This window comes from Rhodanobacter sp. FW021-MT20, from assembly GCF_041107475.1.
GTDB lineage: Bacteria > Pseudomonadota > Gammaproteobacteria > Xanthomonadales > Rhodanobacteraceae > Rhodanobacter_A > Rhodanobacter_A glycinis.
Map to the genome: position 1 here is coordinate 17686 of NZ_JBGBPX010000010.1, position 18139 is coordinate 35824.

19 protein-coding genes are annotated in these 18139 nt (G+C 65.1%); 4 read left to right on the plus strand and 15 right to left on the minus strand.

Going from position 1 to position 18139, the window contains the following annotated elements:
- Window positions 1–10 precede the first annotated feature (10 nt).
- Window positions 11–415, plus strand: a complete 405-nt coding sequence (locus tag AB7849_RS11670; RefSeq protein ID WP_343122218.1) for a hypothetical protein — start codon at window positions 11–13, stop codon at window positions 413–415.
- Window positions 416–447: 32 nt separating this feature from the next.
- Here the strand turns inward: AB7849_RS11670 and AB7849_RS11675 are convergent, their stop codons facing one another.
- From AB7849_RS11675 to AB7849_RS11740, 14 genes are all read right to left on the minus strand, one after another.
- Window positions 448–1722 carry a glutamate-5-semialdehyde dehydrogenase gene (locus tag AB7849_RS11675; RefSeq protein ID WP_008211938.1) on the minus strand — a complete coding sequence of 425 codons (1275 nt, stop codon included), beginning with the start codon at window positions 1720–1722 and terminating at the stop codon, window positions 448–450.
- Window positions 1719–2882 carry a glutamate 5-kinase gene (gene proB / locus AB7849_RS11680; RefSeq protein WP_037100026.1) on the minus strand — a complete coding sequence of 388 codons (1164 nt, stop codon included), beginning with the start codon at window positions 2880–2882 and terminating at the stop codon, window positions 1719–1721. The genes AB7849_RS11675 and proB (AB7849_RS11680) overlap by 4 nt, the downstream gene beginning before the upstream one ends.
- Before the next feature lie 144 nt (window positions 2883–3026).
- Window positions 3027–4184 carry a glutamate 5-kinase gene (gene proB / locus AB7849_RS11685; RefSeq protein ID WP_369501093.1) on the minus strand — a complete coding sequence of 386 codons (1158 nt, stop codon included), beginning with the start codon at window positions 4182–4184 and terminating at the stop codon, window positions 3027–3029.
- A complete protein-coding gene (locus AB7849_RS11690) occupies window positions 4181–4543 on the minus strand; it encodes a cupin domain-containing protein (RefSeq protein WP_008207595.1) in 363 nt (120 codons plus the stop codon). Before AB7849_RS11690 ends, proB (AB7849_RS11685) begins: the two co-directional genes overlap by 4 nt.
- A 13-nt stretch (window positions 4544–4556) precedes the next feature.
- Complete coding sequence (argH, locus tag AB7849_RS11695; protein WP_008207597.1) at window positions 4557–5852, minus strand: argininosuccinate lyase; 1296 nt, start codon at window positions 5850–5852, stop codon at window positions 4557–4559.
- Between the two features lie 85 nt (window positions 5853–5937).
- Complete coding sequence (gene argC, locus AB7849_RS11700; protein ID WP_008207600.1) at window positions 5938–6909, minus strand: N-acetyl-gamma-glutamyl-phosphate reductase; 972 nt, start codon at window positions 6907–6909, stop codon at window positions 5938–5940.
- A complete protein-coding gene (locus tag AB7849_RS11705) occupies window positions 6906–7508 on the minus strand; it encodes a GNAT family N-acetyltransferase (protein ID WP_008207602.1) in 603 nt (200 codons plus the stop codon). The genes argC and AB7849_RS11705 overlap by 4 nt, the downstream gene beginning before the upstream one ends.
- Window positions 7509–7510: 2 nt before the next feature.
- Window positions 7511–8827 (minus strand): acetylglutamate kinase, encoded by a 1317-nt coding sequence (locus tag AB7849_RS11710; protein WP_008207604.1) that lies wholly within the window; start codon window positions 8825–8827, stop codon window positions 7511–7513.
- Between the two features lie 112 nt (window positions 8828–8939).
- Window positions 8940–10142, minus strand: a complete 1203-nt coding sequence (locus AB7849_RS11715) for an acetylornithine deacetylase (protein WP_008207606.1) — start codon at window positions 10140–10142, stop codon at window positions 8940–8942.
- A complete protein-coding gene (locus AB7849_RS11720; protein ID WP_008207609.1) occupies window positions 10142–11332 on the minus strand; it encodes an argininosuccinate synthase in 1191 nt (396 codons plus the stop codon). The genes AB7849_RS11715 and AB7849_RS11720 overlap by 1 nt, the downstream gene beginning before the upstream one ends.
- Window positions 11333–11364: 32 nt before the next feature.
- Window positions 11365–11838, minus strand: coding sequence for an OsmC family protein (locus tag AB7849_RS11725; protein WP_008207611.1), 474 nt, complete (start codon window positions 11836–11838; stop codon window positions 11365–11367).
- The gene (locus AB7849_RS11730; RefSeq protein WP_008207614.1) at window positions 11835–12458 is read right to left on the minus strand and encodes an FMN-binding negative transcriptional regulator; all 624 of its coding nucleotides are present in this window, start codon (window positions 12456–12458) and stop codon (window positions 11835–11837) included. The genes AB7849_RS11725 and AB7849_RS11730 overlap by 4 nt, the downstream gene beginning before the upstream one ends.
- Before the next feature lie 10 nt (window positions 12459–12468).
- The gene (locus AB7849_RS11735; RefSeq protein ID WP_008207616.1) at window positions 12469–13476 is read right to left on the minus strand and encodes an N-acetylornithine carbamoyltransferase; all 1008 of its coding nucleotides are present in this window, start codon (window positions 13474–13476) and stop codon (window positions 12469–12471) included.
- 360 nt (window positions 13477–13836) lie between these two features.
- Entirely contained in the window at window positions 13837–14370 is a 534-nt protein-coding gene (locus AB7849_RS11740) for a glycine zipper 2TM domain-containing protein (RefSeq protein ID WP_008207619.1), read from the minus strand.
- Window positions 14371–14562: 192 nt separating this feature from the next.
- Between AB7849_RS11740 and cysS the strand changes: the two genes are divergently transcribed.
- Together cysS and AB7849_RS11750 are read left to right on the plus strand one after the other, a co-directional pair.
- Window positions 14563–15936, plus strand: a complete 1374-nt coding sequence (gene cysS / locus AB7849_RS11745; protein WP_008207620.1) for a cysteine--tRNA ligase — start codon at window positions 14563–14565, stop codon at window positions 15934–15936.
- 120 nt (window positions 15937–16056) lie between these two features.
- On the plus strand, window positions 16057–16494 hold the full coding sequence (locus AB7849_RS11750) for a SufE family protein (RefSeq protein WP_008207621.1): 438 nt from the start codon (window positions 16057–16059) through the stop codon (window positions 16492–16494).
- Window positions 16495–16636: 142 nt separating this feature from the next.
- Here AB7849_RS11750 and dksA read toward each other — a convergent pair whose 3' ends face one another.
- Entirely contained in the window at window positions 16637–17746 is a 1110-nt protein-coding gene (gene dksA / locus AB7849_RS11755; protein ID WP_369501094.1) for an RNA polymerase-binding protein DksA, read from the minus strand.
- 124 nt (window positions 17747–17870) lie between these two features.
- Between dksA and yidD the strand changes: the two genes are divergently transcribed.
- Complete coding sequence (gene yidD / locus AB7849_RS11760; protein ID WP_008207623.1) at window positions 17871–18134, plus strand: membrane protein insertion efficiency factor YidD; 264 nt, start codon at window positions 17871–17873, stop codon at window positions 18132–18134.
- Window positions 18135–18139 lie beyond the last annotated feature (5 nt).

Here is an 18139-nt window from a genome sequence, read left to right on the forward strand (position 1 = left end):
CGACCGGATGATGTCGCAGATCGATATCGCACCGACCGTGCTTGGCCTGCTGAACTTCAGCTACCGCAGCCGTTTCTTCGGCTACGACATCATGAAGCTGCCCGCCGGTGACGAACGCGCCTTCCCGTCGACCTACCAGAATCTCGGTTACCTGAAGGGTGATCGCCTGACCATCCTGTCACCGGGACAGAAGGTCGAGCAGGTCAAGCCCAACGTGCTGACCGGCGACGCCACGCCTTACCCGCAGCTCGACCAGACCCAGCTCGACCAGGCGATTGCCTCCTACCAGGTGGCCTATGACGAGTTCGACACCGGCCGCATGCGCTGGCGCCCCAGCGACGCCACGCCGGTGCAGCCGTTGCCTGCACCGGCCAGTTCAACCGCGCCGGCAGCCGCGCCGGTGCCGGTGAACTGACCGGCACCGGGTTTCCGACGTCCCGAGTCGACTCAGGGCGTCGGAAGCCTCGACTGCGGATGCCTTACCTGGCCATCCCCCCGCACCACGAACCGCTCCACCGTCAGCGATTCGGCGCCCATCGGGCCGTAGGCGTGCAGGCGGGTGGTGGAGATGCCGATCTCGGCGCCCAGACCCAGCTCGCCACCGTCGCTGAAGCGCGACGAGGCGTTGACCATCACCACCGCCGAACGCAGCGCATGCACGAAGCGCTCGGCTGCGGCCTGATCCTCGGTCGCGATCACTTCGGTGTGGTCGGAGCCATGGCGACGGATGTGCGCGATCGCCGCGTCCTCGCTGTCCACGATGCCGACGGTCAGCTTGAGGCTCAAGAATTCGGTGGCGAAATCGTCGTCACTGGCCGGCCCCATGTTCGGGCATAGCGCGCGTGCGCGTTCATCGCCCAGCAGTTCCACCCGGCGCTCTCGCAGGGCCCTGGCCGCGCGCGGCAGGAAGGCCGCCGCCACGTCGGCATGCACCAGCAGCGTCTCCAGCGCATTGCAGGCGGACGGCCGCGAGGTCTTGCCATCGATCAGGATGTCCAGCGCCTTGTCCAGGTTGGCCTTGGCGTCGACGTACAGATGGCACACGCCCTTGTAGTGCTTGATCACCGGCACGCGCGCGTTCTCGGTGACGAAGCGGATCAACCCCTCGCCGCCGCGCGGGATGATCAGGTCGACGATCTCGGACAGCTGCATCAACTCGAGCATCGCCTCGCGGCTGAGGTCGTCCAGCAACATCAACGCGTGTTCGGACAGGCCCGCTTCGCGCAATACGCCGCACAGGCAAGCGGCGATCGCGCGGTTGGAACGCACCGCCTCCGAACCGCCGCGCAGGATCACGCCGTTGCCGGCCTTGAGGCATAGCGCCGCGGCATCGGCGGTGACGTTGGGCCGTGCCTCGTAGATCATCGCGATCACGCCCAGCGGCACGCGTACGCGCTCGATGGTGAAGCCCTTGGCCGAGCGCTCGCTGCGCGTCACCTGCCCCACCGGGTCGGGCAACGCGGCGACCTGGCGCAAGGCCTCGGCGATGCCGCGCACGCGGCCTTCATCCAGCGCCAGTCGATCGAGCATGGCTTCGCCGATGCCCTTCTCGCGCGCCGCCGTCATGTCCTCGGCATTGGCGGCCAGGATCGTCGCGGCCTGCGCCTCCAGCGCGTCGGCCATCGCACGCAGCAAGGCGTTCTTGGCATCGGTGGACAGCTCGGCAATTTGCACGGCCGCCTGCTTGCAGAGAATCGCGGAATCGCGAACGGAACCCTTCATGAAATGACTCCCGAATCGGTGGTGATGACCATGTCATCGCGATGCATGACGCTCTCGCCGTAGCTGTAGCCGAGCTTTTGCCGGATGTCGCGTGTATGGCTGCGGGCCAGCTGGTTGATCTCGGCGGCGCCGTACTGGGTGATGCCACGCGCGACGACATACGGCTCGCCATCGGGACTGTCGCCCACGATCTCGACCATGTCGCCACGCTGGAACTCGCCGACGGCATCGATGACGCCCTTCGGCAGCAAGGACGCACCGCCCTCGCTGAGCGCGCGTGCCGCACCGGCATCCACGTGGATGCAGCCCGGCACGGCGGGAACATGCAGCAGCCAGTACTTGCGCGCCTGCATCCGGGTGGCACTGGTTCGCAGCAAGGTGCCATGGAGCAGGTCGCGCGACAGCAGGTTGACCACTTCGTTGTCGCGACCATTGAAAAGAATTGTCTGGATGCCGGCGGCAGCCGCCTTCTCGGCGGCTTCCAGCTTGGTGCGCATGCCGCCCGTGCCGACACGACTGCCGGCGGCACCGGCCATGCCCATGATTTCCGCGGTGAGCTCGTGCACTTCGTCGATGGGCTGCGCATCGGGATTGCTGCGCGGATCGGCCGTGTACAAGCCGTCGATATCCGTGGCGATCAACAGCATGTCGGCATCGATGAGCGCCGCCACGATCGCGGCCAGGTTGTCGTTGTCACCCAGGGTGAGTTCGTCCACGGCCACGGTGTCGTTCTCGTTGACCACCGGCATCACGTTGAGCGCGAGCAATTCGCTCAGCGTGGCACGCGCGTTGAGGTAACGACGCCGGTTGCGCAGATCGTCATGAGTCAGCAGCACTTGTGCCAAGGGACGATCAAACAGACGTTGCCACAAGGCCACTGTCTGGGTCTGTCCCAGCGCGGCCATGGCCTGGCGCGCGGCGTTGCTGGCATCTTCCGGCAGGTGCTGCATCAGCAGGCGTCCCGCCGCCACGGCACCGGACGATACGAGTACCACCTCGCGACCCGAGGCATGACACGAAGCAATGAATTGCGCCAGACCGAGCGCATGGCGTGTACTGAGCCCTCCGCTGTCGGCGGCGAGCAGGCTGCTGCCCACCTTGAGTACGGCTCTGCGCCATGGCGGCACGGTTTGTTGGCGAAATTTTCTTAGCTGGGTCATCGTCCTCAAACAGGGTTGGCGTGAAAAACTTATTCCCATGAACATGGGGCCTTCAAGCGCGATTGCAACGCGACGCCTCGATCCGGGGCTGACAACGCCTCATTGCGACAGGCTTTTTTCCCGCATCGCCGTGTTGCCATCACGTCAAGCCGCCGGCTCCAATCGGTCAGGCATGTTTGCCAGGTCATCGCGATGCACCACTTCGGTGCCGTGACTGTAGCCAAGCAATGTTTCGATCTCCCGGCTGTGCCGTCCGGCCAGGCGACGCACTTCGACCGCCGCGTACTGACTCAGGCCGCGCGCGATCCTTCGTTCGTTCGCATCGATGATTTCCACCAGGTCGCCGCGTTGGAATTCACCCTCGGCAGCGAGGATGCCGCCCGGCAGCAACGACGCATGGCCATGGCTGAGTGCGCGTGCCGCGCCGGCATCGATGCGAATCCGACCGCTGCTTGCCGGGGCGTGCAGCAACCAGTATTTGCGTGCCTGCATGCGTGTGTGCGGCGCATGGATCAGCGTGCCGCGAAGCTGTCCTTGCGCGAGGGCTTGCACGGTGGCCGTGTTGCGCCCGTCGAACAACGCGGTGGGAATGCCCGCTGCACCGGCCTTCTCTGCCGCCTCCAGCTTGGTACGCATGCCGCCGGTTCCCACGATACTGCCGCTGCCGCCGGCCATCGCCATCAACGCCGGCGTCACTGCATCGGCCTGCGCTATCGGCGTGGCGGCCGGGTCGCGTCGTGGATCGGCGGTGTACAAGGCGTCCACGTCGGAGGCAATCAGCAGCAGGTCAGCATCGACCAGCGCCGCCACGATCGCGGCGAGATTGTCATTGTCGCCGAGCTTGAGCTCGTCCACCGCCACGGTGTCGTTCTCGTTGACCACCGGCACCGCATCCAGCGCCAGCAGGCCCAGCAAGGTGGCCCGTGCATTGAGGTAGCGGCGGCGGTTGCGCAGGTCGTCATGGGTCAGCAACACCTGCGCCACCGGTCGCGCCGACAGCGATTGCCACAACCCGATCATCGGCGCCTGCCCCAGCGACGCCATCGCCTGGCGCGCCGCCAGGTCGCGGCCCGCGGATGCGCGCGCGTGCAACAGCGCCCGACCCGCCGCCACCGCCCCCGAGGACACCAGCACCACCTGCCTGCCGTGGGCATGGCTGCTTGCCATGAAGCCTGCCAGCGCCTCCGCGAAGCGTGGCGTCAAGCCGCCACCGTCCGCCGCCAACAGGTTACTGCCGACCTTGAGTACCGCGCGCCGCCAGGTCGGCAACGATTGTTCGAGCAGTGCGCTGCGGGTGTTCATGCGACGCCCCTTGCCATGGGTGACGGGATGCGATCGCCATGACTCGGCGGAGCGGAGACCACCAGAAAGCGGACATCACATGTGCTTTCGTTGCGCATCTGGTGCGCAGCGCCGGGCGGCACATGCAACCCCTCGCCACGCGTCAAGTGATGCGAATGGCCTTCGAGTTCCAACACGGTCTCACCCTCCAGTACGTAGAAAAACTGACGCGACCGCGCGTGGCGATGCGGCTGCTCTGCCGTACCCGGCGGCATGCGCTCCTCGATCACGCTCAGATCGTCGCCCGCCAGCAAATGCCAGCCGTCGCAACCGTCACCCCAGCGGTAGTGCTCGGCATCGTTCCTGTTGATCGCGTGCATGGCGAGAGTCCGCTCAGTCGTCGAGGTTGCGCAGTCGCGCGCGCAGCGCTTCCAACTGCAGGTCGTTGCCCGCGCCCGGCGAAGTGCGTTCGGCCAGACTGGCTTCAGGCGTGCGTCCGGCACCTGCCGATGCAGCCGCTTCCGCGGCGGCCCGGTAGGCGTCGCGGAACGGCACGCCGGCAGCGGCCTGTTCGATCGCCACGTCGGTGGCGTACATCGCCGGCTCGATCGCCGCGCGCATCACCTCGTCGTTCCACTGCAGCCGTGCCAGCAAGTCGGGCACCAATTCCAGCGCCATCAACCCGTGACGCACACCATGGAAAATCGAGCCTTTGGAGAACTGCAGGTCGCGCTGGTAGCCGGTGGGCAGCGACAGCAACTGTTCGATCTCGGTGCGCGCCGCGGCCACGCTGGCGTAGCTGGCACGCAGCAGTTCCACCACGTCGGGGTTGCGCTTGTTCGGCATGATCGAGCTGCCGGTGGTGTATTCGGCCGGCAGCTTCACGAAGTTGAATTCGGCGGTGGTGAACAGTGACAGATCCCAGGCCAGCCGGCGCAGGTCGAGCATCGCGCCGGCAATGGCTTCCAGCACGGCCATCTCGAACTTGCCGCGCGAAAGCTGGGCGTAGATCGGCGACACCTGCATGCGCGAGAAACCCAGTGCCTTGGTCGTGTGCTCGCGATCCAGCTTCAGGTTCACGCCATAGCCGGCTGCGGTGCCGAGCGGATTGGCATCGATCAGGGCCAGCGTCTGGCGCGCGCGCATGGCGTTGTCGATGAAACCCTCGGCAAAACCGGCAAACCACATCGCGGTGGACGACACCACGGCGCGCTGCAAATGGGTATAACCCGGCAGCGGCACGGCCGGCTGCGCGGCGCGATCGAGGCAGACCTCGGCGATCGCGCGGCAATGTGACTCCAGCGCAACCAGCTTGTCCTTCAGCCACAGGCGCGTGGCGACCAGCACCTGGTCGTTGCGGCTGCGCCCGGTGTGCACGCGACGACCGGCGTCACCCAGCCGTTCGGTCAGCCGTGCCTCGATGGCGGAATGGCCATCCTCGTAGCGGTCATCCAGCACGAACGCGCCGCTGCGGAAATCGTCCGCCAGCGCATCCAGCTCACGTTTCAATGCCGCCGCCTCATCGATGCTGACTACATCGATGTGGGCCAGCCCTTCCACGTGCGCCTTGCTGGCGGTGATGTCGTGCAGGAAGAACTCGCGATCGAGCAGCACGTCGTCACCGGCGAGGAAACGCATGATCTTCGCGTCAATCTGGATACCGGATTTTTGCCACAAAGGCTGAGTCATCGTGAGAAATCCTGTGGGAGCGCACCCTGTGCGCGATGGCTTTGATATGGATTTCGGGAATGCAAGTCGCGCACAGGGTGCGCTCCTACGATTCCACGGGAATGGCGGTGAGCTCGTCCACGCCAATCGCCCGATTGATGTTCTGCATCGCCTGGGTGGCCGCGCCCTTCAGCAGGTTGTCCAGCGTGGCCACGATCACCACGCGTTTGCCATCGGCCGACACCGCGAAACCGCCGATTTCGGCGTGGTGGCGATCGGCAATTCGACTGACCCACGGTGCTTCGTCGAGTACTTTCACCAATGGCTCGGCGCCGTAGGCCTGACGGAAACGCGCGAGCACGTCCTCGCGCTTCACCTGGCGCACGAGATAAAGATTGGTGGTGACGGTGAGGCCACGGAAATGCGGCGCCACGTGCGGCATGAATTCCACCGGCAGGCCAAGCTGGAAGCTGGCCTCCTTTTCGTGCCCGTGGCCGGTGAGCGCGTACGGCATCAGGTTGTCACGCAGTTTCTCCGGATCATTCTTGTCCGAAGGCGTGGTGCCCGCACCGGAATAACCGGAGACGCCGAAACACACTGGCGGCGCGGCCAGCAGATCCTTCAAGGGCGCGATGGAAAGCTGCATCGCGGTGGCGTAACAGCCGGGGTTGCTGATGTGCCTGATTTTATCGGTACCGTTGCCGCGCCACTTGTCTCGGGTCAGTTCGGGCAGGCCGTAATACCAGCTCTTGTCGAAGCGGTAGTCCGCGGAAAGATCGAGGATCAGGGTCTCGGGCGCAGCGGCGTCAATCGCTTCGACGTACGGAGCCGCCTTGCCGTTGGGCAACGCCAGGATCACCACGTCGGCACGCTTGGCCGCCACTGCAGCGGGATCAAGCGCCTCGAAGCACAGCTCGCCCGCGTAAACGTCGTTGTGTTCGGCCACGCGCTGGCCATCCAGCTCGCGCGAGGAGACGAAGGCCAATTCCAGCGCTGGATGCGCCGCAATCATGCGGATCAGCTCGGTGCCGGTATGGCCACGCGCCCCGACGATACCGATGGTTTTCTTGTTGCTCATGCGTTGTTGCCCCGTTCCAGCTTGAAGGCCAGATGCCGCTTCACGGCCGGCCATTCCGATTCGATGATGGAAAACACCACGGTATCGCGGTAACTGCCGTCAGACAGGATGCGATCGTTGCGCAGCACGCCATCCTGCTTCGCACCCAGTCGTGCAATCGCGGCGCGACTGGTCTGGTTGTGCCAATGCGCGCGCAATTCCACGCGGATGCAGTGCAACGTTTCGAAGGCATGGCGCAACAGCAGCCATTTGCATTCGGTGTTCACGGCCGAGCGCTGCACGCTGGCGGCATACCAGGTGTAACCGATTTCCACGTGGCGGTTCACCGCATCGGCGTGACACAGGCGGGTGCAACCCACGATATCGCCCGATGCCAGCGAACGCACGGCGAACGGCAGTGCACTGCCTTCGGCCTGCATCGCCAGCGCCTCTTCCACATAGGCGGCCACGCCATCCGGCGTCGGCACGGCGGTGTACCAGAGCTTCCACAGTTCGCCGTCGGCCGTCGCACGTTGCAGCGGTTCGATATGTTCGTGCGCCAGCGATTCCAGCCGCACATGGCGACCTTCGAGCACGATCGGGGAAAGGAATTGGCTCATCGTCAATCCACCAGGGTTGCTTGCCGTTGTGCGCAATGGTCCACGCAACGGGCGATGGTTTCCATATCGTCCAACCCGTACCAGAACACCTTCCAGCGCGGCTGCTTCATGCAGCCGTCGGACTCGGCGTAATAGAAATGATTGACCGGGTTGCCGTTGCGCGAGCGCCAGAACAGCGACGGGTTCTCCTCCCGCATCACCTGCCACACCGCGCGACCCAGGCCTTCGCCCTGTGCGTCGTCGAGCACTGCGAACTTGTCCAGGTACGGCAGCTTGCCTTCCATCGTCAGGATCATCGCGGCACGGTAGTTTTCGCTGACATAGATGCGGAAGGCCTGCGTGCGTGCGAAATAATCGTCCACCAGCCGCCGGCCGAAGCTGGACTCGATCAGCTCGCGCATGCGCGCCTTGTCCACGCCCGCCCACGACTCGAAGCGCAATACCTTCTCACCCCGTCGCACCAGCGTGCCCGAGCCCTTGTGGGTGAACAGCTCCTTGGCCAGCTCGGACGGCCGCGTGATCGATACCGACGAGGTCAGCGGCAGACCGCTCAGCAAATCCGCGATCTGCTCGATCTTCAGGCGCATGCCGCCATTGATCCACGGCTGCGCCATCAAATGCTCGAACTCGGTACTGAGGTTGATCGAATCGATCACCTCGCCCTTGTCGTCGAGCAAGCCACCGGTACCGGTCAGGAACACGATCTTGTACGGCTGCAACATGCGCACGAGCTCGTTGGCGGCGAAGTCGGCGTTGATGTTGAGGATCTGACCCTCGTCCGTCTCGCCGAGGCTGGCGATCACCGGGATCGAATTGGCGCGCAGGCTGGCGTCGATGGCGGCCAGGTTGATGCTCTCCACCTTGCCGACCATGCCGAACGTGTCGCGATCCAGATAGCTGGCCATGAACACGCCCGAGGGCACCGCGGTGGCGCGTGTATCCATCGCCTGCAGCGCCTCGACCAGCTTCAGGTTCTGCTGCTGGAACACGCGCCGCACGATACCCAGCGCCTTCGGCGAGGTGACGCGCAGGCCGTTCACGGTCTCTTTCTCGATGCCCGCGGCAGCCAGTTCCTCGTCCAGCTGCGGACCGGCGCCGTGCAGCACGATGGGAGTCAGCCCCACCTGTTGCAGGAAGGTCAGCGACGAAGTGAGATCGGCCAATTCGTCGCGCAGGACCGCACCGCCCACCTTCACCACCGCAAAGCGTTTGGCGTCGAGTTGTGAGAACCGCTTGAGGTACTGCTGGATCTCCTTCGCACTGCCCATGCTCGACAGCAGGCGCACGATGGTTTTACGGGTGTTGGTTTCGTTCGTCATGATTCAGGCGATCTGCGCCGCAAGCCGGTTGAGGGCAAAGTGGGCAAGGTTGAAAGCGGCACGCCACGGCGCCATCGCATCACGATGCGCCCGCGTGCCGGGTGGAGAAAACTCAGGCGAGGCCACGGTCGACGATCCGCTGGATGGACTCGGCATAGCGCTGCAACTGGTCGAGTTCGACCCATTCGTCGGCGGAATGCGCCTGCGCGATATCGCCCGGACCGTAGACGAAAGCGAGATGACCCGCCGCCGAGAACAGCGCGGCCTCGGTCCAGAAATCCACGGCGTTGCCCACCGGGAGTTCCAGTTCATCAGCGATGTCGCGCGCGGCCAGGCGGCGCTCTTCGGCGCGCGCCGTGTCCCCGGCGGGCAACGACGGGCCGCGGAAGGTTTCCTCGAAGTGCGCCGGCTCCGGTTCGGCCAGAGCGCGCAGCTGCTTCAGCAAGGTATCCGGATGCATCGTCGGCAACGGCCGCATGCCGAAGCGTACCTCGGCGGTGGGCGCGATCATGTTCGCCTTGATGCCACCTTCGATGCGGCCAATGTTGAAGCGCAGCCCGGTCAGCCCACCGAAGCGCTCATGCGATTGCGCCACCACGAAATCCAGCGCGGCATCGCCCCAGCGCACCACCTGGTGCAACGCGCTGTCCCCGGCTTTCTGCTCGCCCGAGGCATGCCCGGCGTGGCCGGCGAAGCGCATCAGCACCGACTGGATGCCGCGATGCGCCAGCACCACTTCGCCCTTGGTCGGCTCGGCCACGATCACCGCTTGATAGCACCCCTCTCCCTTCGGGAGAGGGGTTGGGGGTGAGGGTTCGGGTTCGCCGCTCCGCCCCGCTTCGCCCGTACCCTCACCCCGACCCTCTCCCGAAGGGAGAAGGGGAAAAGCACGCAAAAACCCGGCGATGCAGCGCGGATCGTTGGCTTCCTCGTCGCTGGAAAACAGCAGCGCCATGTCGCCGTCGCTGGCATTCGCCACCGCCAGCAAGGCCGCAGCCGCGCCCTTGATGTCGCACGCGCCCAGGCCGATCGCATGCTTGTCCGTCACCCGCAACGTGTGTGGATCGGCCGTCCACGCCGGCGAATCCGGCACCGTGTCCAGATGCACATTGAACAGGTAACGCGGCGTGCCGCGCACCGCGTGCAGCGACACGGCGCCGGCGCCGAAGTCGGTCACCGTCACCGTGAAGCCGGACAGTTGCGCACGCAGATAGTCGAAGATGCCGCCGGTATCGATCGCGCGCGGTGGATTGCGCGTGTCGAAACCGACCAGCGCTCGCAAGTGATCCAGCGTGGCGTCGAGCAACGCGCTCATCAGCGATTGACCTCGGCCCACAACGTGCTGCTCATGCCGAACAGCTTGATGAAGCCCTCGGCTTCTTCCACGCCCCAGTCGGCCGATTGCGCGTAGGTGGCGCCCTTGGCGTTGAGGATGTGCTTGGACTCGATTGCCACGGCGTTGACCACGCCACCCTGCGTCTCCAGCGTGACTTCGCCGTTGACGGTGGACTGGCTGGACGCGAGGAACGCTTCCAGGTCGGTCTTCAGCGGGTCGTGGAAGAAGCCTTCGTAGACGATTTCCACCCACTTGCGCGCCACCTCGGGCTTGAAGCGGTTCTGCTGCTTGCTGAGCACGGCCTCTTCCAGCGCACGGTGTGCGGTGAGCAGGCTGATCAGTCCCGGGGCTTCATAGATGATGCGACCCTTCAGGCCGATGGTGGTATCGCCGGTGTAGACGCCACGACCCACGCCGTACGGCGCGAACAGGCCGTTCAACCGAGCCAGCATGGTGTGGCCCGCGAGCTTCTCGCCATCCAGCGTGACCGCCTCGCCGTTGACGAAACCGATCTTCACCCGCAACGGTTTGGACGGCCATTCGGCACGCGGTTTGCACCAGCCCACCGCGCCTTCGCCCGGCGCCTGCCACTTGTCGATCTCGCCGCCGGACATGGTCAGGCCAAGCAGGTTCTCGTTGATGGTGTAGGCCTGCTGCTTGGCACGCACGCCGAAGCCGCGTTCTTCCAGGAAGGCCTGCTCGTAGGCGCGCGTCTGCGTGTGTTCCTTCTGGATCTCGCGGATCGGCGCCACGATCTGGTAATCGCCCAGCGATTTCACCGTCAGGTCGAAGCGCACCTGGTCGTTGCCCATGCCGGTGCAACCGTGTGCGATCGCCTTGGTGCCCAGTTCGGCAGCGCGCTTGAGCGCGGCTTCGACGATCAGGTAGCGGTCGGACACCAGCAGCGGATACTGGCCCTGGTAACCCTCGCCCGCCCACACGAACGGCTTGACGAAGCCGCTCCAGATCGCCGGGCCGCCGTCCACGGTGACGTGACTGGCCACGCCCAATTCCTTCGCGCGGTTTTCGATGAAAGCGCGCTCCTCCGCGTCCACGCCGCCGGTGTCGGCGAACACGGTATGCACGGCCCAACCGCGCTCCTTCAGGTAGGGCACGCAGAAACTGGTGTCGAGGCCGCCGGAGAAGGCGAGAACGATATCTTTGCTCATGGCTTGCTTAAGTCCTGGAAAAGTGGCGGTGATCAGGGAAATTCAATGACGATGCGCGGTTCGCAGCGCACCGGGAAGTTCACGGAGTTGGCGATGAAGCAGGCGTGGTGCGCGGTTTCGTGGGCAGCCTCGGCCTTGGCCGGGTCGCTGGCGGCGCTGATGGTGACCACCGGGCGCAACACGACTTCGGTGAACCGACCGGCATCGCCCTCGGTCTGCATCGTGCCTTCGGCGGCGTCGACGTAGGCCGTAACCACCACACCCGCCACGGTGGCCATGTGCAGATAGGACAGCATGTGGCAGCTCGACAACGCGGCCAGCAGCATGTCCTCGGGATTGTGCCGCGAGGCATCGCCATGGAAGCTGGGGTCGGACGAGCCGGCCAGCGCCGGTTTGCCGGCAATGCGGATGTCGTGGTCGCGGCGGTAGGCACGGTAACCGGACGTGCCGCTACCCTGGTTGCCGGTCCACTCCACGTCGACGCGATAGTGGTGCGAATGGTTCATGGCTTCGATGTCTCCTGCGTGGCCATCCAGTCCGCCAGTTCCGCATCACCGTCGCCATCGCGGCGGCGCAACCCGGCGATCACGCCGAGACGATTGCGTTCGGGATGGTTCTGGCTCAGCTTGAACTTGCCCTCGATGCGCTCGATGGCAATCTCGATGCCGACGATGGCACGCAGCGACTTCTCGATGTGGTCTTCCGGCGCATCACTGACATGCCATGGCGCGGGCTCGCTGGCTTCATGACGATCGGTGAGCCGCTCCAGCAAGGCACGCAGCCACGTCGCATCCTCGATCACCTTGAGCCGGCCATGCACGTGCACCACCGCATAGTTCCAGGTGGGCACTTCACGTCCGGTCTCGTGCTTGGTCGGGTACCAGTTCGGACTGACATAGCCGTGCGGCCCGCGAAAGATCACCAGCACCGGCGCGCCATCCAGCACCGCCATCTCGTTGCCGCGGGCCACGTGGCCATGCAGCACCTCGCCCACCCGCTCGAACGGCAGGTGGTTGGCCGTCAGTTCTCCGTCGGCATGCGTTACCACGGTGGCAAACGGATAGGCGTCAACCAGCCCGTGCAAGGCCTCGCTCCGCGTCTCCTGGTAGTGCCTGGGCATGTACATGGCGTGGCGCTCAGCCCTGTCCGGCCAGCAACGCCATCACGGCCTTCTGCACGTGCAGGCGGTTCTCGGCTTCGTCGATGGCGATGCAGGCGGGCGAGTCCATCACCGCATCGGTCGCCTTGATGTTCCGGCGCAACGGCAGGCAGTGGCTGAACAGGCCGTGGTCGGTCAGCGCCATCTTCGCCTCGTCCACGATGAAGTGCTTGTGCGCATCGCGGATCGGCTTTTCCTGCTCCCATTTGCCGAAGTACGGCAACGCGCCCCAGCTCTTGGCGTACACCACATGGGCACCCGAGTAGGCTTCCTCGATGTCGTGACTGACCTTCAGCGAGCCGCCGTTCTGCTCGGCATTCAGACGGCCAAACGCCATGTAGCGCTCATCCAGCACGTAATCCGGCGTGGGGCACAGCAGGGTCACGTCCATGCCCATCTTGGTGGCGATCAGCAGGGCCGAGTTGGCCACCGCCGTGTTCAGCGGCTTGGGATGGTAGGTCCAGGTCAGCACGTATTTCTTGTTCTGCAGGCTGCCAAGGTGTTCCTTCATCGCCAGCGCGTGGGCCAGCTCCTGGCAGGGATGGGTGATCGTCTCCATGTTGATCACCGGCACCGTGGCATATTTCGCGAACGCCTTGATGACCGTGTCCTGCCGATCCACCGCCCAGTCCTGGAATTTCGGAAATGCGCGCACCGCGATCAGGTCGACATAACGCGACAACACCCGCGCCACCTCCGCGACGTGCTCCTCGGTGTCGCCATCCATCACCGTGCCCACCTCGAACTCGATCGGCCATGCATCCTTGCCGGGCGACAGCACCACGGCATGACCGCCAAGCTGGAACGCGCCCAGTTCGAAGCTGGTGCGGGTGCGCATCGACGGATTGAAGAACAGCAACGCGACGGACTTGCCGGCCAGCTGCGCGCCAGCGGGCGAACGCTTGAACGCCGCAGCCTGCTCCAGCAACGCATCGATCTCGGCGCGGCTGTAATCCTGGGTGGTGATGAAATGGCGGAGGGTCATGGTGTCGTTGGCCTTCTTCACTGTTTCCGGCATGGGAATCGGGAGACTAGCGGACGGATCCGCACGAAAAAATCCACAAAAAAACCCGGCGCAGGGGCCGGGTTTTTGTCGTCAATGCACATGTAACGCGTGCGACAGCCTACCCGGCCCGTTGTCGGTCCAGCGGTCGGCGCGCACGCGACGTCATGCCAGCGGCCATGCGGGCGCTGGTGAGTACGGTAGCGGTATAGACGGCTGAAGACATGGTGGTTCCGGACAGGCGAGGCTGCATCATGACGGGAATTTCGCTGCCTTGCAACAATAATCGGCAAGGCCCGCCAGCCAAGGGCTGGACGCCGCTCGGAGGCGGCGCCATCGGCATCAGTCGGCCGGCGTCACGCTGACCCGCACGCGCAGGCGATCGCCCGGGTCGTAGCTCAGTTGCGACATGTAGACCTCGCCGCGATAGCGATATTCCACGTTGTAGCCCACGATACGGCGCTGCTCGCTCACCGTATTGACCTGCTGGCAACGCGTCTCGCTGCCTTCGTAGGTACCACCATGGTCGGACGCGCGATTGCCCACCGCACCACCCGCCACTGCTCCAACCACGGTGGCGGCAGTGCGGCCATCGCCCTTGCCGATGGTGTGGCCGAGCACGCCACCCACCACCGCACCGAGCAGCGTACCGGCCGTGCTGTTGCCACGATCCTCCCGCACCACCGGCTGGTTGTAGCACTGCTGGCTGGGGACATTGGTGCGAGTGATGCCGTAGACCGGATCGACGCGCAGCACGTTGGCCCAGCCGTAATGGGAATTGTCGCCGGCGTCCTGGTTCGGGTAGCGCGCGTCCTGCGCAAATGCAGTGGTGGCCACAAGAGCCAGGACCAGTGCGGAAAGCCATATGCGGGTCATTTCGACCTCCAATCGGGGATATCTGGACGCTTCTTCGCGCTTCTGACCCGATTGCAACAAACCTTCGCTGAATCGCGGCTTAGAACCGGACGCCCGCGGCAGTTGCGCTTACAGCTTGTTAAGATGCGGGGCTGGCCCGAACCAGCTCCGTCCACCGACGCCGCCCGCCGATCACCGCCACGAATTCCGCCGATGCCCATTTCGCTCTACAACAGCCTGACCCGCCACACCGCACCCTTCGCTCCGCTCGATCCCGATCGGGTGACCGTGTACCTGTGCGGCCCGACGGTCTACAACTACGTGCATATCGGCAACGCGCGCGGCCCGGTGGTGTTCGACGTGCTGGTGCGCTTGCTGCGGCGGCACTACCCGAACGTGGTCTACGCCCGCAACATCACCGACGTGGAAGACAAGATCAACGCCGCGGCCCAGGCTGAAGGCGTGCCGATCAGCACCATCACCGATCGCTATGCCGGCGCCTATCGCGAGGACATGGCTCGGCTCGGCATTGCGCCACCGGATCTCGAACCCCACGCCACCGCGCATATCGGCGAGATCATCGCGATGAACGAGTCGCTGATCGCCAGCGGCCACGCTTATGCCGCCGAAGGCCACGTGCTGTTCGACGTGGGTTCGTATGCCGCCTATGGCGCGCTGTCCGGCCGCGATACCGACGAACTGATCGCCGGCGCCCGCGTCGAGGTGGCACCGTACAAGAAGTCACCGGGCGACTTCGTGCTGTGGAAACCGTCCACGCCCGAGCAACCCGGCTGGGACAGCCCGTGGGGCCGCGGCCGCCCCGGCTGGCACATCGAGTGCTCGGCGATGTGCGCGGCGCAGCTCGGCGAGACCATCGACATCCATGCCGGTGGCGTGGACCTGCTGTTCCCGCACCACGAAAACGAGATCGCCCAGTCCACCTGCGCCCACGGCGGCAAGACCTTCGCCCGCTGGTGGATGCACAACGGCATGCTGACCTTCGACGGTCGCAAGATGTCCAAGTCGCTGGGCAACGTGTTGGTCCTGCACCAGCTGCTGAAGCAGCATCGCCCAGAAGCACTGCGCCTGCTGCTGCTGCGCGGCCACTACCGGCAGCCGCTGGACTGGTCCGACAACGCCCTCGCCCAGGCCGCAAGCACGCTGGACGGCTGGTACCGGGTATTGCGCGACCTGGCCGATGTCGTCATCGACGCCACCCGCCTGCCCGTGCCCGAACGCATGGAAGCCGCCCTGTGCGACGACATGAACACGCCACAGGCGCTGGCCGAACTGGCCGTACTGGCCGATGCCGCGCGCCAGCAACGCACGCCTGAAGCCAAGGCCGCCCTGCTCGGCGGCGGCGCCTTGCTTGGCCTGCTGCAGCAGGATGCCGAAGCGTGGTTCCGGCAAGCCGGCGGCAGCGACATCGATCCTGCACGCGTGGAAGCCCTGATCGAGCAACGCCAGGCCGCCCGCGCCGCACGTGACTTTGCCCGGGCCGATGCGATCCGCGGCGAACTGGCGGACATGGGCGTCGTCATCGAGGATGGCGCGCAAGGCACCCGCTGGAGCGTGCAGAAAAGCTGAGCGCCCGCACCAGACACCCTCCCCTGCTTGCAGGGGAAGGAGCCGCACGTCACGGCGTGGAGCAAGACCCGCGACGACACTTCGCCTGACCCGGCTCGCGCCATGCGCGATAATGCGCACATGAACGACACCATCACCACCAGCGCCGCGCAGGTACAACAGGATATCGCCGACGAATTCGCCTTCTTCGGCGACTGGAGCGAACGCTACCAGTACCTGATCGACCTCGGCCGGCAATTGCCGCCGTTTCCCGACGAATACAAATCCGAAGAGCATCGCGTGCTCGGTTGCCAGTCGATGGTCTGGCTGGTACCCAGCGGCAATGCCGATTGCATGCACTTCGACGCCGTCAGCGATTCGGCCATCGTTTCCGGCCTGCTAATGCTGGTGCTGCGCGTCTACTCCGATCGGTCGGCGGCCGAGATCCTCGCCACCGAACCGGAGTTCATCCAGTCCATCGGCCTGGCCAGGCATCTTTCGCCCACCCGCTCGAACGGGCTCGCCTCGACGCTGGCGAAACTGAAGGAATATGCCGCGGCCGTGGCGAATCAGGAGTGAGTGGAGAGAAGTGAGGAGTGAGAGAGTGCAGTCCACGCTGCCTAGGCCTTCTCTCACTTCTCACTCCTCTTCACTCACTTCTCCAACAAAAAGCCCCGCTTCGAGCGGGGCTTTTTGCTGGGCGACGCGAAGAACGACGTACTCAGTCGCCCATCTGCTTCTGCAGGTGCTCGCGACGCTCCTGCGCATCGAGCGACAGCGTGGCGATCGGGCGGGCATCCAGGCGATCGACGCCGATTTCCTCGTCGGTCTCCTCGCAATAGCCGTAACGCCCTTCCTCGATCCGGCGCAAGGCCTTGTCGATCTTGGAGATCAGCTTGCGGTAACGGTCGCGCGTGCGCAGTTCCAGCGAGTTTTCGGTCTCGCGGGTGGCGCGCTCGGCTTCATCGCCCACGTCCCGCACTTCGTCGCGCAGGTTTTCCATGGTCTGGCGGGACTCTTCCACCAGCTGGTCGCGCCAGTCGCGCAACTTGTTGCGGAAATAGGCGAGCTGGCGGGGACCCATGTACTCCTCGTCGGGAGTCGGGCGATACCCTTTGGGCAAATCGATCGTGATCGTGGACGGCAGGGCGTAACGCCCGTCTTCCTTGGTCACGCCATTGTCTAGAACGGTTGCGCTTTTATTCATCGATGACTGCGTTGGCTTCTTTGTCGTGGAAGTGTCGTAGCGTGCGGTGGCGGATGCCACGCGCGGGGACGCCACGGCGTGACCCGTCGCATGCCCCTTGGCAGGGGCTGCAGCGGGCTTCGATGGTGCCGGCTTCGCCGCTGCCGGATGGGCAGCCTTGTGAACCGGCGCCGCCTTGGCCACCGGCTTGGTCGGCCGGGAAGCCTTGACGGCAGATTTCGCTGGCTTGGCAGCAGGCTTGTGGGCCGCGGCCGTGGCCTTCTTGGCGACCTTCGTCGCGGAGGTCTTGCTGACCGGGGCTTTCTTCGGCGCCACCTTCTTCGGTGCCGCCTTTTTTGCCACCGGCTTCTTCACGGGCGCCGGCTTCCTGGCCGTCTTGGCCGCCGGCTTGCCCTTGGCGGGTGCCGCGGCTTTTTTTGTCGCCGGCTTGCCGGCAACGGACTTCTTGGCGACGGCCGTCTTCGGCACGGCCTTGCGACTCGCTGCAGCCTTCTTCGGCGCGGCGCTGGCTCGTGCAGGCTTGACGGCAGCCTTGGGCTTGCTCTTTCGTACGTCTTTCGCCTTGCCCGCAGCCTTCGCTTTCTGCGGTTTGGCGGCGGTCGAACTACGTGTCGTTTTCGCCATATCCCTTCACCAATTTTGGCCGTGGCGGCCCGGTGTTATAGCCTATGTATCCCCCACCGGCAACCACGCGTCTGGAATACTTGCAACACTACATGCCACAAGCGGTGCCGGCAGCGTGAATGCCATGACTCGATTGATACTGCTCCTGCTGGCTTTCTACAAGCGCTGGCTGAGTCCGCTGCTGGGGCCGCGCTGCCGATTCCACCCCAGCTGCTCCGATTATGCACGGATCGCGGTCGTGCGCTTCGGTCCATGGCGTGGAGGCTTGCTGGCCGGTTGGCGCCTGCTGCGCTGCCAGCCGTTGTGCGACGGCGGCAACGACCCGGTACCCGAACATTTCCACTTCGTCCGCTGCCGCCATCCGGAAGACTCGGACCACGTCCACTGATTGAC

Bases quoted from the DNA above. Each gene is read 5' to 3' on its own strand.
- AB7849_RS11735 (WP_008207616.1), bottom strand. From the start codon at position 13,476: ATGACCCTCCGCCATTTCATCACCACCCAGGATTACAGCCGCGCCGAG.
- cysS (WP_008207620.1), top strand. From the start codon at position 14,563: ATGCCCATTTCGCTCTACAACAGCCTGACCCGCCACACCGCACCCTTC.
- AB7849_RS11675 (WP_008211938.1), bottom strand. From the start codon at position 1,722: ATGAAGGGTTCCGTTCGCGATTCCGCGATTCTCTGCAAGCAGGCGGCC.
- AB7849_RS11740 (WP_008207619.1), bottom strand. From the start codon at position 14,370: ATGACCCGCATATGGCTTTCCGCACTGGTCCTGGCTCTTGTGGCCACC.
- AB7849_RS11750 (WP_008207621.1), top strand. From the start codon at position 16,057: ATGAACGACACCATCACCACCAGCGCCGCGCAGGTACAACAGGATATC.
- AB7849_RS11715 (WP_008207606.1), bottom strand. From the start codon at position 10,142: ATGAGCGCGTTGCTCGACGCCACGCTGGATCACTTGCGAGCGCTGGTC.
- AB7849_RS11690 (WP_008207595.1), bottom strand. From the start codon at position 4,543: ATGCACGCGATCAACAGGAACGATGCCGAGCACTACCGCTGGGGTGAC.
- argC (WP_008207600.1), bottom strand. From the start codon at position 6,909: ATGAGCAACAAGAAAACCATCGGTATCGTCGGGGCGCGTGGCCATACC.
- AB7849_RS11705 (WP_008207602.1), bottom strand. From the start codon at position 7,508: ATGAGCCAATTCCTTTCCCCGATCGTGCTCGAAGGTCGCCATGTGCGG.
- proB (WP_037100026.1), bottom strand. From the start codon at position 2,882: ATGACCCAGCTAAGAAAATTTCGCCAACAAACCGTGCCGCCATGGCGC.
- AB7849_RS11670 (WP_343122218.1), top strand. From the start codon at position 11: ATGTCGCAGATCGATATCGCACCGACCGTGCTTGGCCTGCTGAACTTC.
- AB7849_RS11730 (WP_008207614.1), bottom strand. From the start codon at position 12,458: ATGTACATGCCCAGGCACTACCAGGAGACGCGGAGCGAGGCCTTGCAC.
- dksA (WP_369501094.1), bottom strand. From the start codon at position 17,746: ATGGCGAAAACGACACGTAGTTCGACCGCCGCCAAACCGCAGAAAGCG.
- AB7849_RS11725 (WP_008207611.1), bottom strand. From the start codon at position 11,838: ATGAACCATTCGCACCACTATCGCGTCGACGTGGAGTGGACCGGCAAC.
- argH (WP_008207597.1), bottom strand. From the start codon at position 5,852: ATGACTCAGCCTTTGTGGCAAAAATCCGGTATCCAGATTGACGCGAAG.
- AB7849_RS11720 (WP_008207609.1), bottom strand. From the start codon at position 11,332: ATGAGCAAAGATATCGTTCTCGCCTTCTCCGGCGGCCTCGACACCAGT.
- AB7849_RS11710 (WP_008207604.1), bottom strand. From the start codon at position 8,827: ATGACGAACGAAACCAACACCCGTAAAACCATCGTGCGCCTGCTGTCG.
- proB (WP_369501093.1), bottom strand. From the start codon at position 4,184: ATGAACACCCGCAGCGCACTGCTCGAACAATCGTTGCCGACCTGGCGG.
- yidD (WP_008207623.1), top strand. From the start codon at position 17,871: ATGACTCGATTGATACTGCTCCTGCTGGCTTTCTACAAGCGCTGGCTG.